The organism is Brevibacterium aurantiacum, assembly GCF_003932995.1.
Taxonomy (GTDB): Bacteria; Actinomycetota; Actinomycetes; order Actinomycetales; family Brevibacteriaceae; genus Brevibacterium; species Brevibacterium aurantiacum.
The window spans coordinates 2,049,967-2,062,851 of the sequence record NZ_CP025333.1 but is presented as its reverse complement, the minus strand read 5'-3'; the positions used below and the strand labels follow the sequence as shown (position 1 = coordinate 2,062,851).

Genomic DNA, 12,885 nt, shown 5'->3' with positions numbered 1-12,885 from the left:
ACCGGCCCGTCTCCATGTTCCCAGCGGCTGCGACTGTTCAGTCTTCGATCTCGGTGACTGTGCCGATCTTCCATTCGCCGGTGTGGGACTCCAGCTCGAACTCGACCTGGGTGGGCTCGAAGTCTGAGATCTCGCCGTCGACGGTCACTTTCGTCGACATCTGCGCGTCAACGAGGATGCGTGTCTCTGTCTGCTTGGTGATGACGAGGTCATCGACTTCGATCGTGTAGGCATTGCCGACGAAGGCCTGCAGGTCGAGCAGTTCATCGGCGGCTGCGGCCGCCGAGTCGGGAACGGTCAGTGCCGCCAGGGCCTGGTCGTCCCCAGCGCTCAGTGCCTCCGAGCGCCGTTGACAGAGATCCTCCAGGAGGTCGAGAATCTGAGTCTCGGAGAGCCGATCCACACCACCCTGGTCCAGGTCCGAGTCTCGATTCGGACTCTCCGCAGGAGACGGGGTCGATTCGTGGGAGGGCTTCGACTCGGCTTCGGCACCAGTCCCCTGAGTGGAACTGACTGAGGCAGGACTATCCCCCGAACTCCATGACCTGACCATGACGAAGCCTCCGATGACCGTGAGGCTCACAGCAAGGATGGCCCAGGTGCGTGTGCCGAACCTCCACCCTCGCTCACTTTGATCTCTTTCAGACAGTCGTCTGACCAAGCTGGACCTGTTCGTTGCCAGCCACGAGGTGACGAGCCTGAACCAGGATGGACTCCCTCGACTCCGACGGCTGCGACGCGTTCTCTGCCCCTTCCTGCGAGCGTGGTCGCGACTGGCGGCTCGCAGGCGGCCAGCCGCGCCATCTGTCTCAACCGACCGGGTGGAATCCGTGGTGGGCGCGGGAGGCTCAGGCAGCGCTCTCGGCGCGGAACGAGTATCGGCGCCGGGTGCCTTGGCCGCGCGCAGCCGAGCCGTCAGCGCCAACCCGGGATCGAGATCGCGTTCGGCAGGCAAAAGCGGAAGGGCACTCGGTGTCCCGGTTCGACGAAGAGTTCCGCTCACCTCGGCGAGGGTGGCGGACAGGCCGGTATCCGAGACTGATTCGTCCAACAGCTGCGCCACCAAGGTCTGAACGGGCTGGGAGAAGTCGGAGAGTGCAACGGTGACCGGCAGTGGACTCTGCGCCCACGGACGACCGTACGCCGCGTGATAGATCATCTCTCCGACGGCGAAGCGCATCGATGATGACTGGGTACGGCTGATTCCGGGAATGATCCGCGGGTGTCCATCGGCATCGAGTCCGATGCATTCGAGGCAGAGCCGAGACTGGGCATCGCTGCTGGACAGCAGTTCGTCGACGATCCCGAGGAAGAGCGTACGCAGCTCCCCCTCGACCAGTCCCTGGTAGGAACGGACGGCATCGAGGACGAACCCGCCGGCGAATGGTTCGACGAGGAGAAGAGAGGTGGGGCCGGTGGGCAGAGCGACTTCGACGAAGCCGAGAGCCTGAGGGTGATCGACGTCGAAGCCTCGATGGGCGACTCCCCACAGCGTCCGGCCCTGTTCGTTCACGAGTCGGTAGATGTCATCAGAGACCGGTGATTGGAGTTCCCACGTCATTGTTCGTCATCTCCGTCGATGGATTGCGTGGCTTCATCAGAAACGTTCAGTAGTGTTTGTGTGCATTTAATACTGTTTGATGTTGGTCCGTATGTCAATAGCCGTGGGGTGCGCAAAGGTGTCGAGGCTCATCTCCTCTGAAATTGAACCCCCGGGACAAGAGACATAGTCTGGGTGCATGCCTCTGGTCACAGAAACGCTGGGTTTCGCGCCCGACTATTCGGATTATCAGCGAACCTGGGACTTGCAGAAGAGATACCACGAAGAAGTGCTCGCTGAAGATCGCGAATCTACGGTTCTCCTGCTCGAACATCCACCGGTCTACACGGCCGGGAAACGCACGGAAGACCATGAAAGACCCACCGACGGCACTGAGGTCGTCGACGTCGATCGTGGAGGGAAGATCACCTGGCACGGTCCGGGCCAGCTCGTGGCCTACCTCGTGTACAAACTCCACGATCCCAAAGAGGTCAGGCTCTTCGTATCGCAGCTCGAGGACTCGATGATCGAACTCCTCGCCGAATACGACATCGAAGCCACCACCGTTGAGGGACGCGCAGGAGTTTGGATCCTCGGAGACGGAACCCGCCGCGACCGGAAGATCGGGGCCATCGGCATCCGCATCCACGAAGGTGTCACCATGCACGGCCTGGCACTCAACTGCAGCAACGACCTGGCTGCCTACGAATCGATCATCGCCTGCGGTATCGCGGACGCCGACACCACGACCATGAGTGCAGAACTCGGCCGCAACGTGACACCTGAGGATGTCGCGAACCGCCTTGACGAGATCCTGCACAACCACATCACAGCCTAGGAGAATTGACGTGACCATAGCGCCAGAAGGCCGCCGCATGCTCCGTGTCGAGGCACGGAACTCAGAGACGCCAATCGAAGACAAGCCCGCCTGGATCAAGGCGAAGGCCCATATCGGACCCGAATACACCTCTCTGAAGTCGCTGGTCCGCAAGCAGGAGCTGCACACGGTCTGCGAGGAAGCCGGCTGCCCCAACATCTTCGAATGCTGGGAAGACCGTGAGGCGACGTTCCTCATCGGCGGCGAGCAGTGCACCAGGCGCTGTGACTTCTGTCAGATCGACACCGGCAAGCCTGCCGACTTCGATGCCGACGAGCCCCGTCGTGTGGCCGCCTCGGTGAGCGAGATGGGACTGCGCTACTCAACGATTACCGGCGTTGCCCGCGACGACCTTGAGGACGGAGGTGCATGGCTCTACGCGGAGACTGTGCGCCAGATCCACAACCTCGACTACTCCGACGGCAGCGGCACCGGTGTCGAACTCCTCATCCCGGACTTCAACGCCGAGCCGGATCAGCTCGCCGAAGTCTTCTCCTCTCGTCCTGAGGTGCTGGCTCACAACGTTGAGACGGTCCCCCGGATCTTCAAGCGCATCCGTCCGGCATTTCGCTATGAACGGTCTCTGTCCGTGATCACTCAGGCCCGCGATGCAGGTCTGATCACGAAGTCCAACCTGATGTTGGGCATGGGTGAGACGAATGACGAGATCATCGCAACTCTGCGCGACCTCCACGAGGCAGGTTGCGATCTCATCACGATCAACCAGTACCTGCGTCCCTCGCCTCGCCACCACCCCGTGACGCGGTGGGTCAAACCTGCCGACTTCGTCATGCTGCGCGATGCCGCGGAGGAGATCGGATTCTCGGGTGTCATGTCTGGTCCGCTGGTGCGTTCCTCGTACCGTGCCGGCCGCCTGTGGGCAACCGCGATGCGCCACCGGGGACAGCAGATCCCAGCCCATCTCTCGCACCTGGACAAGCACACTCCCGCGAAGCAGGAGGCTCAGGCCGTTGTGGATACATTCGGTCCGGGCGAAGAGGTAGACTTGACTGCTGAGCAATGAGAACGTTTGAGGCCCGGCCTCGACGTCGACACGCCATTCAAGAGCAAGTGAGAGCATGAGCGAAGAACCGCGCAAGGGACTTTTCCGCCGGAAGCCCAAGGACCCGAACAAGAAGCCGGGCCGTCTGGCGCAGATGAAGCAGGTCTATGAGCTGTCGGCCAAACATAATAAGGCCACTCCGTGGCTGCTGGCCGCAGCGATCCTCGGCTGCACACTGCTCGGCCTGCTGGCCGGGCTTCTGTTCGGTGGAGCGGTCTTCACCACGATCCTCGGCTTCATGGTGGGTCTGCTCCTCGGCATGTTCATGCTCGGTCGGTTCGCTGAGACTGCCGCCTTCGCACAGATGGATGGTCAGCCCGGAGCCTTCGGCGCCGTCCTCAACACCGCCCGCCGCGGTTACCTGATGGACGACAAGCCCATCGCCATCGATCCGAAGAGCCGTGACCTCGTGTTTCGGTCAACGGGTCGTGCGGGTGTCGTTCTGCTCAGCGAAGGACCGAAGGGACGCAGTGCGAAACTGCTGGCCAAGGAGAGGAAGCGTCACGAGCGCATTCTGCCCAACGTCCCGGTCCATACGTTCCAGGGTGGCAACGAAGAGGGACAGCTGAAGATGAAGCAGGTCGTTCCTGCCGTGCAGAAGCTGCCTCGTAAGCTCAATAAGACCGAGGTCCTGGCCGTGCGAAACCGCCTCGCTGCTCTCGGCACTCAGGGCACCCGTCCCCCGATTCCGAAGGGCATCGATCCGAACAAGGCTCGCCCGAATCACAAGGCGATGCGCGGACGCTGATCCAACCTGGCCTGACTTGAGCCAGCAGACGGCCACAGGGGACGACAGTCCTCCGGTTGCGCGAAGACTTCAAGTCTTGAACACAAAGCAGAGGGCACCGACTCGAATGAGTCGGTGCCCTCTGCCGTACCTGGACGGTGCGCTTACTGCTTTCGGCTCTCGGTCGATCCAGTCCTCGCCCCAGCCAGGTCGTCACCCAGGTTGTTCGTCACCGAGGTTGTTCGTCACCGAATCCGCGGCTCAACTGTTCAGCGTTTGAGAATGAGTGTGCCGGCAGCCAGATCATGGAGACCACGATTGTCGCGGTTAAAGATCAGCGCGGGGATGACGAGAACGACCAGAACCGTGCGGATGAGGGTCTTGACCAACCCAGGCATATGACCGTCGAGGCGACGGACTTCGATGCCGAAGATCCGGTGGCCCACCGTGTAGCCGAGCGTCGACACGAGCAGGAAATGCTCAAGGGCGAAGAGCCCGGGTACCAGGAACGGATTGGACGAACCGATGAGATTGGCGATGGCCAGGCACATGAACCAATCGACCATCAGTCCCAGCAGCCTTCGCCAGGCCGGAGCCACCGAATGAGAACCGGTCTCCGGCAAGCCCAAACGCCGGCCAGGCCAGTCTCCGTCTTCTCGTTCGATCTTGGGTCCCTCAAGCCAGGAGCCGAGGTCATCACGATTAATCACGGACCCAGCTTACCCAAGTCGATCCTGGACGAATCCTCAGGAAACATGCCCGAAACACGGACGACATCACCACTTCACCCGCTTGCAACTAAGCTTGGGGGTGGTCAAGACAAACGACCACCATAACCTAACTAGGAGACTAAGTGTTCTCGTCTGCTGAAGAACTCGTCAACTACATCTCGGAGAACGACGTCAAATTCGTTGACGTTCGCTTCTGCGACCTCCCCGGTGTCGTCCAGCATTTCAACCTTCCAGCGGCCTCATACGGCACGGAAGAGATCACCGAAGGGCTGCTCTTCGACGGTTCCTCAATCACGGGCTTCCAGGGTATTCACGAGTCGGATATGAAGCTGCTCGCCGATGTCTCATCGGCCTACATCGACCCATTCCGTGAGGCCAAAACATTGGTCATCACTCACTCAATCGTCGATCCCTTCACCGATGAGCCCTACTCCCGTGATCCGCGCCAGGTTGCGGCCAAGGCCGAGGCCTACCTCGAAAGCACTGGAATCGCCGACACCGTATTCTTCGGAGCCGAGGCGGAGTTCTACCTCTTCGACTCCATCCGCTACCAGAACACCCCGGGCAGCAGCTTCTACAAGATCGACTCTGAAGAAGCCGCCTGGAGCACGGGCGAAGACGAGCCCGGCGGCAACCTCGGCTACAAGACCCCGTTCAAGGGCGGATACTTCCCTGTCTCACCCCAGGATAAGTTCGCCGACATCCGCGATCAGATGTCGCTGACGCTGGAGCAGATCGGTTTCGAGATGGAGCGGGCCCACCATGAGGTCGGCACCGCAGGTCAGCAGGAGATCAACTACAAGTTCAAGACCCTGCAGCATGCCGGCGATCAGCTCCTCGACTTCAAGTACGTGATCAAGAACACCGCCTACGAACTCGGCAAGTCGGCCACCTTCATGCCCAAGCCGCTCTTCGATGACAACGGTTCGGGCATGCACTGCCACCAGTCGCTGTGGAAGAACGGTGAACCGCTGTTCTACGACGAGAACGGCTATGGTGGGCTCTCCGATCTGGCTCGCTGGTACATCGGCGGCCTCATCGAACACGCAGGCGCAGTGCTGGCCTTCACCAACCCGACGATCAACTCGTACCGTCGTCTCGTGCCCGGATACGAAGCTCCCGTCAACCTCGTCTACTCGGCTCGCAACCGCTCCGCCGCGATCCGCATCCCGGTCACCGGCAGCTCGCCGAAGGCCAAGCGTCTCGAGTTCCGCGTGCCGGACCCGTCGACCAACCCCTACTTGGCCTTCTCGGCCCAGCTGATGGCCGGCCTCGACGGAATCCGCAATCGCATCGAGCCCCCGGAGCCCATCGACAAGGACCTCTACGAGCTCCCACCAGAGGAGGCCAAGGACATCAAGCTGGTCCCCGGCTCCCTCGATGAGGCGCTCATCGAGCTCGAAAAGGACCACGACTTCCTCACCGCGGGCGACGTCTTCACCTCCGACCTGATCGAGACGTGGATTCGGATCAAACGGGAGAACGAGATCGACGTTGCACGTCTGCGTCCGACTCCGACAGAATTCGAGCTCTACTACGGACTCTGAGCCACATCCCCAGACCTAGTCGGCTCCTGCCACAGAGCAGGTGAGCCACGGACTGAGGGAATACAGTGGGGGCGTCACGGGTTTCACCCGTGGCGCCCTTCAGTGCATCTGACCAGGGCCGCATTCGATTGTGACCACAACTGATACAGGGATGGACAATGACGCATTTCGATCTCCTACTGATCGGCACAGGGTCGGGGAACATGTTCCTCGACGACCGCTTCTCCGGACTCAACGTCGCGATTGCCGAAGAATGGCACTTCGGCGGCACCTGCCTCAACGTGGGATGCATACCGACGAAGATGTTCGTCTATCCCGCCACAATCGCCGAACAGGCAGCCGAGGCGAACCGCTACAACCTCTCGACCGACTTTCACGGCGTGGATTGGCCCGCGCTGCAGAAACGCATCTTCGACCGGGTCGACGCCATCGAATCCGGAGGTCGGGACTACCGCAGCGGCGACCGGCAACCCAATGTGAGCGTCGTCGCCGAACACGTCGAGTTCGTCGGAGAGAAAACGGTGCGAACGGCCTCAGGTGAGACGATCACAGCTGATCGAATCGTCATCGCGGCCGGGGCCTCCCCCGTCATCCCCGAGGCCACAGGACTCGAGCCGAAGCTGGTGGACACCGATGGCTACCCCGTCTTCACCTCCAACTCGATCATGCGCATTCCCCAGAGACCCGAACGCCTGGTCATCATCGGGTCCGGCATCATCGCCATGGAGTTCGCCCACGTCTTCGCCGGGCTCGGCACCGAGGTGACCGTGATCGCCCGTGGTCCACGTCTGCTCGGCACCATCGATGAGGAAGTCTCAACGGAGTTCACCGAACTCTTCGAACGCAACCATACTGTCCACCGCGGAGCAGAGGTGGCGTCCTACAGCTTCGACAACGACCAGGTGAGCGTGACACTGCGACCCAGCGGCCGCCTCGGCGATGTCGATCTGCCTGCGCAGCTGGACGCGGATGCGGTTCTCATCGCCACCGGGCGCACACCGAACACCACGAGCCTGCGCGTGGGCGACGCCGGTTTCGACATCCTCGATGATGCGCGACTCAGCGTCGACTCACGTCAGCGCGTGCTGTCCCAGGGCCGTCCGGTTCCCGGCGTGTTCGCCCTCGGCGACATCAGCTCGCCGCACCAGCTCAAGCACGTCGCCAATCACGAAGCTGCCGTCGTCGGTGACAACCTGGCCGTGGACGTGGCAGCCGGTGCACCGGGAAGCGGCGCCGAGGCGCAGCTGCGGGAGGTCAACCATCACGCCGTTCCCGGTGCGGTGTTCACCTCGCCGCAGGTCGCCTATGTCGGCATCACCGAGGAGGAAGCCCGGCGGGCCGGCCATGACGTGAGCGTGAAGGTGCAGAAGTATGCCGACGTGGCCTACGGGTGGGCGATGGCCGATGACCCCGGGATCGTGAAGATCGTCGCCGACCGTGCAACGCGCAAGATCCTGGGCGCGCACATCGTCGGTCATGAAGCGTCCATGATCATCCAGCCGCTGATCCAGGCGATGGCGTTCGACCAGCGAGCCGACGAGGTGGCCAAGGGACAGTACTGGATTCATCCGGCTCTGCCTGAGGTCGTTGAGAACGCGCTGCTGGGCCTGGAGTTCAACGACGCCTGAGGACGGGCGTCAGAAGCCGTAGAAGTGTTCCTCCATGATGTTCCTGGCATGGCGGGTGGTGCGCAGATAGTCGTCTTCGAGTTCGTGACCGCCACCCGCCGGATATCCGAGCAGCCGGGCCGTGGCCTCCAGCTCGAAGTGCTCCTCTGGCAGTGATTGGGCGGTTCGCCCTCGATACAGCATCACGGCTGAGCGGACGTTGGTGGCCAGCTGCCATGCGGCCGCCAGCTCCTCGGCATCATCCGTGGGGATGAGCCCTTCCTCGGCTGCGACACTGAGGGCTGTCAGCGTCGATGTCGTGCGCAGGCCAGGAATCCTGTGGGCGTGCTGAAGCTGCAGGAGCTGGACGGTCCACTCGACGTCGGAGAGGCTGCCTCGGCCGAGCTTGAGGTGGCGACGTTTGTCCGCATTGCGGGGCAGACGCTCGTCCTCCATCCGTGCCTTGAGGGTGCGAACCTGCGTCAGCGACTTCGTCGGCATCTCCACCGGATAGCGCAGCGGATCGATCAGCTCCGTGAAGTCTTCGATGAGGCCGGAGTCACCGGCGACCGGACGCGCCCTCAGCAGCGCCTGCGCCTCCCACGGTTGGGACCACTTCGCATAGTAGGCCCGGTAGGACGAGAGCGCACGGACCAAAGGCCCGTTCTTGCCCTCCGGACGCAGATCTGCGTCGAGATCCACACCCTGCGCGGCATCGCTGGCCTTGAGTCGGCTCCCCAACCCGAGGGCAACCTTGTTGACGTGCTTGCTCAGCTTGGCCTTATCCTCGGCACCCAGCTCCTCACCGACGGAGCGGAAGACGAAGGTCACATCAGCATCGGAGAAGTACCCGATCTCATTTCCGCCCCAGCGGCCCATTGCGATGATCGCGAACTCGTAGGGCGGAGTCTCTGGCCCATCGAGGTCAAGCCGCACGGCCTGCAGCGCACCGCTGACCGTCAGATCCATCAGGGCAGAGAGATCGCCGGGGATTTCGGCTCGATCGCCGACATCGAGGACATCGCGCAGAGCGATGCGCAGAAGTTCACGACTGTAGGTTTCGCGTATCGGTGTGATCGACGCTGCCCCATGCCGTTTGAGCAGCCCTGCGACCTCGGCGGCAAGTGCCTTCGAATCGCGGGACTTGAGGTTGTCGAAGTTGTCCAACCAGGCAACGGCGGCAGGCTGGCGCAGCAGCAGTTCGCTGGCATAGCCGGACAGCGAGAGGACCTCCGCTACGGACTTCGCCGCCAGTCCGGAGTCCCGGAGCATCTTGAGGAACCAACCGGATGATGACAGTGAGTCTGTGAGCCGACGAAATGCCAACAGCGCGGCATCGGGACTGACACCGTCTGAGAACCAGTCCAGCAGCGCCGGCAGGACCTGCTTGATGACCAGCGCGGTGCGCGACATACCAGACGTCAGCGCCTTGATGTGGGCCAGAGCCCCCTGCGGGTCGCGGTACCCGAATGCCTGGAGCCGATCGGCGGCAGCCTGCATGCTGCTGCCGCGATTGTGTGCATCGACCACGGCACCGTGGACGCCGACCGCCGCATCGAGGATGGGGCGGTAGAAGATCTGCTCGTGGAGGCGGGTGACCTGTTTCGCGTAGTCCTTGCGGGTGTCCTCCAGCCGGGCGCCGGTGCGTGAACCCGAGGTGAAGACCGAGCGCGCGAGAATGCGCAGCTTCTCATCGTCGTCGGGGATGAGTGCATTGCGCAGCATCCGCGGAATCTGGACCCGGTGTTCGACCACGCGCATGAAACGGTAGGCGGAGGAGAAGACGTAGGCATCCTCTTTTCCGATGTACCCGTGCTCTCCCAACTCCTCCAACGCCACGAGAGTATTCGGAGTCCGGATCTCCTCGTCCGTGCGCCCGTGGACGAGTTGGAGCAGCTGCGCGGAGAACTCCACGTCACGCAGTCCCCCACGTCCGAGCTTGATCTGCCTGGGCGCCTCGGCGGCGGGAATGAGATCCACGACACGACGACGCATCGAACGGATTCCGTCGATGAATCCCTGCCTGCTGGCGGACTCCCACACGAGCGGCAGGAGCGTTTCGACGAACTCCTCGCCCACTCCCACATCACCGGCCACGGGCCGTGCCTTGAGAAGAGCCTGGAACTCCCAGTTCTTTGCGATGTCGGCGTAGTAGCGCGTGAACTCGGACATGGTGCGCACCAATGCCCCCGCTTTGCCTTCGGGGCGCAGCGCGGTATCGACCTCCCACAGGGCAGGTTCTGCTCCGGCGTCGGAGAGGATGCTGCGCATACGTTGGGCCAGTTCAGTGGCCAGTTCGCGCTGTTCATCGTTCGTCGAGGAGTCGAGGACGAAGACCACATCGACGTCTGAGACATAGTTGAGTTCACGAGCCCCAGTCTTTCCCAGGGCGATCACCGCAATGCGAACCGTGCCCTGAGGATCGAGCTCTGCCCGGGCGATGGCCAGTGCGGCATCCATCGCCGCCGCCGCCAGGTCAGAGAGCACAGCCATCACGTGGTCGACGATCTCCTCGGGCGCCTCGGCGACGAGATCATCGGCGACCAGCCGCAGCTGGGCATCGCGATAGGTGCGACGAAGGTCCTTGATCGCCTCATCGCCGAGGTGGTCCGCCGTAGGCGCCGGTGAATCAGGGTCGGCGCCCACGGCGCTCAGCAGATCTCTGCGCAGCGCTGCCGCCGAAGCCGCCGGGGTGGAGATCATGAGGAACGGTGACTGCTCCACCAGCTGCGGCAGAGACTCAGGATGCCGCACGAGGTGGTCGACCATCGCTTCTGAGGTGCCCATGACCGCCAGCACTCGACGCAGCAGCGCACGGTCGAGTTCGTCCTCAGCCAGATCCTCCCCGGCCCCGGAACGGATGGCGGACAGGAACTGAGGTGCCGACTCCCCCGCCGCCTCCAGGACCCGGAGCAGGCCCAGTGCGGCCGCGTGGGGATCCGGGGTCGCTTCGAGGAGATCGATGAACCGAGAATCGGTGGCCAGAGGCTCGCCGACGAGCTCATCGATCTCATCGAGGAAGCGGGCCGCTGACGAGGAGACGACGGAGGTGCGCGAAGTGATTCGTGCCATGGGTCTACATCGAGGTGAAGTGTTTGCTGAGCTCGAACGGCGTCACCTGAGCGCGGTAGTCATTCCATTCCTGTCGTTTGTTGCGCAGGAAGAAATCGAAGACCTCCTCGCCCAGGGTCTCTGCAACGAGATCGGACTGCTCCATGATCTCCAAGGCGTGCGACAGACTGGTCGGCAGGGCCTGAATTCCCATGGCCCGGCGTTCCGTGTCCGAGAGCTGCCAGACGTTGTCCTCTGCCTCCTCTGGCAGTTCGTAGTCCTCCTCGATGCCCTTGAGCCCCGCGGCGAGCAGGAGCGCATAGGACAGATACGGGTTTGCCGAGGAGTCAAGGGCCCGGTACTCGATGCGAGCCGAAGAGGACTTGCCCGAGTTGTACTGCGGCACCCGGACCAGCGCGGACCGGTTCCGATGTCCCCACGAGATATAGGACGGGGCCTCATGACCGGTCCACAGTCGCTTGTAGGAGTTCACATGCTGGTTCGTCACCGCGGTGATCTCCGCGGCGTGGGTGAGGACTCCGGCGATGAACTGCCTGCCGGTCTTCGACAGCTGGTACATGGCCCCGGGCTCGAAGAAGGCGTTGTTCTCACCTTCGAAGAGCGAGACGTGTGTGTGCATTCCGCTGCCTGGATGATCATTGAGGGGTTTGGGCATGAACGAGGCGTACACGCCCTGGGAGATCGCCACCTCCTTGATCACCGATCGGAAGGTCATGATGTTGTCGGCCATGGTCAGGGCGTCTGCGTAGCGCAGGTCGATCTCGTTCTGACCTGGTCCGGCCTCGTGGTGTGAGAACTCCACGGACAGCCCCATGGCTTCGAGCATGGTGACTGCCGAGCGTCGGAAATCGTTGGCTGTCCCGCCGTTGACGTGGTCGAAGTACCCTGCGGTGTCGACGGGGATGGGAGTCGTGCCCTCGAGGATGCCGCTGACGGGATCGAGGTTGGACGTCTGGAAGAGGTAGAACTCGATCTCCGGGTGAACATAGAAGGAGAAGCCCTTCTCGGCAGCCTTCGCCAGCGTCCGTTTGAGGACATTGCGCGGATCGGCCTGCGCCGGCTCGCCCCCGGGCACATGGATGTCGCAGAACATCCTCCCCGTGGGTTCCTTCTCTCCGCGCCAAGGCAGCAGCGAGAAGGTCGAAGGGTCCGGCTTGAGCACCATATCGGCCTCATAGACACGTGAGAGTCCTTCGACAGCGGAACCGTCGAACCCGATCCCCTCGGAGAACGCCCCCTCGAGTTCTGCGGGAACGACCGCGACGGACTTCAGGCCCCCGAGGACGTCGGTGAACCAGAGCCGGATGAAGCGGACTTCACGATCCTCGACGGTGCGAAGAACGAATTCTTCCTGACGCGACATTCCTCAGCCGTTCCACTTCTTGTCGTCTTCTTCCCACTCCTCATTGCGAGCCTGAGCACGCTCGAGGGCGGCTTGGGCCACTTCCTCTGTCTCATAGGGGCCCATGCGATGGTCCGCATCGCTGACCAGGCCGCGTTCGACCTTGTTGGTCTTGAGATTGAAGTAGTACTTCGAATCAGCGTCGTCGATATCCTTGAACAGTCCCATGTCGAGCCCTCCATCGCGGGTGTGGTGAATCCCTGACAGATTTCAGCTTACCGGTTCTGCCCGTTGCCGCCATGACTTGGTCGTCCCTGCCAGTCGCCCGATGGTCGGTGCCTCCAAAAAGTTCGTCTTAATTGCGTCGGTCAGCGACAAA

Annotated in this window: 10 protein-coding genes; 5 read left to right on the top strand and 5 right to left on the bottom strand. The window is 62.4% G+C overall.

Going from position 1 to position 12,885, the window contains the following annotated elements; all coding sequences use genetic code 11:
* Positions 1-37: 37 nt before the first annotated feature.
* Positions 38-1,561: a hypothetical protein gene (locus CXR25_RS09605; RefSeq protein WP_009884657.1), complete on the bottom strand. Its 1,524-nt coding sequence runs from the start codon at positions 1,559-1,561 to the stop codon at positions 38-40.
* 178 nt (positions 1,562-1,739) lie between these two features.
* On the opposite strand from CXR25_RS09605, the gene lipB reads away from it, so the two are divergent.
* Genes lipB through CXR25_RS09590 form a run of 3 tightly spaced genes read left to right on the top strand, consistent with a single transcriptional unit; the run spans position 1,740 to position 4,228 of the window.
* Positions 1,740-2,378, top strand: a complete 639-nt coding sequence (gene lipB, locus CXR25_RS09600) for a lipoyl(octanoyl) transferase LipB (protein WP_009884658.1) — start codon at positions 1,740-1,742, stop codon at positions 2,376-2,378.
* Between the two features lie 10 nt (positions 2,379-2,388).
* The gene (gene lipA / locus CXR25_RS09595; protein ID WP_009884659.1) at positions 2,389-3,441 is read left to right on the top strand and encodes a lipoyl synthase; all 1,053 of its coding nucleotides are present in this window, start codon (positions 2,389-2,391) and stop codon (positions 3,439-3,441) included.
* A gap of 55 nt (positions 3,442-3,496) precedes the next feature.
* Positions 3,497-4,228 (top strand): DUF4191 domain-containing protein, encoded by a 732-nt coding sequence (locus CXR25_RS09590; RefSeq protein WP_009884660.1) that lies wholly within the window; start codon positions 3,497-3,499, stop codon positions 4,226-4,228.
* Positions 4,229-4,476: 248 nt separating this feature from the next.
* On the opposite strand, the gene CXR25_RS09585 is transcribed toward CXR25_RS09590, so the two are convergent.
* Complete coding sequence (locus CXR25_RS09585) at positions 4,477-4,917, bottom strand: RDD family protein (RefSeq protein ID WP_009884661.1); 441 nt, start codon at positions 4,915-4,917, stop codon at positions 4,477-4,479.
* 143 nt (positions 4,918-5,060) lie between these two features.
* On the opposite strand from CXR25_RS09585, the gene glnA (CXR25_RS09580) reads away from it, so the two are divergent.
* Together glnA (CXR25_RS09580) and CXR25_RS09575 are read left to right on the top strand one after the other, a co-directional pair.
* Positions 5,061-6,485 carry a type I glutamate--ammonia ligase gene (glnA, locus tag CXR25_RS09580; RefSeq protein WP_009884662.1) on the top strand — a complete coding sequence of 475 codons (1,425 nt, stop codon included), beginning with the start codon at positions 5,061-5,063 and terminating at the stop codon, positions 6,483-6,485.
* A 158-nt stretch (positions 6,486-6,643) separates the two neighbouring features.
* A complete protein-coding gene (locus tag CXR25_RS09575; protein ID WP_009884663.1) occupies positions 6,644-8,113 on the top strand; it encodes a mycothione reductase in 1,470 nt (489 codons plus the stop codon).
* Between the two features lie 9 nt (positions 8,114-8,122).
* Here CXR25_RS09575 and CXR25_RS09570 read toward each other — a convergent pair whose 3' ends face one another.
* Genes CXR25_RS09570 through CXR25_RS09560 form a run of 3 tightly spaced genes read right to left on the bottom strand, consistent with a single transcriptional unit; the run spans position 8,123 to position 12,734 of the window.
* Positions 8,123-11,164 carry a bifunctional [glutamine synthetase] adenylyltransferase/[glutamine synthetase]-adenylyl-L-tyrosine phosphorylase gene (locus CXR25_RS09570; RefSeq protein WP_069600123.1) on the bottom strand — a complete coding sequence of 1,014 codons (3,042 nt, stop codon included), beginning with the start codon at positions 11,162-11,164 and terminating at the stop codon, positions 8,123-8,125.
* A 4-nt stretch (positions 11,165-11,168) separates the two neighbouring features.
* On the bottom strand, positions 11,169-12,527 hold the full coding sequence (glnA, locus tag CXR25_RS09565; RefSeq protein WP_009885211.1) for a type I glutamate--ammonia ligase: 1,359 nt from the start codon (positions 12,525-12,527) through the stop codon (positions 11,169-11,171).
* A gap of 3 nt (positions 12,528-12,530) precedes the next feature.
* The gene (locus CXR25_RS09560) at positions 12,531-12,734 is read right to left on the bottom strand and encodes a hypothetical protein (RefSeq protein WP_009885210.1); all 204 of its coding nucleotides are present in this window, start codon (positions 12,732-12,734) and stop codon (positions 12,531-12,533) included.
* Positions 12,735-12,885 lie beyond the last annotated feature (151 nt).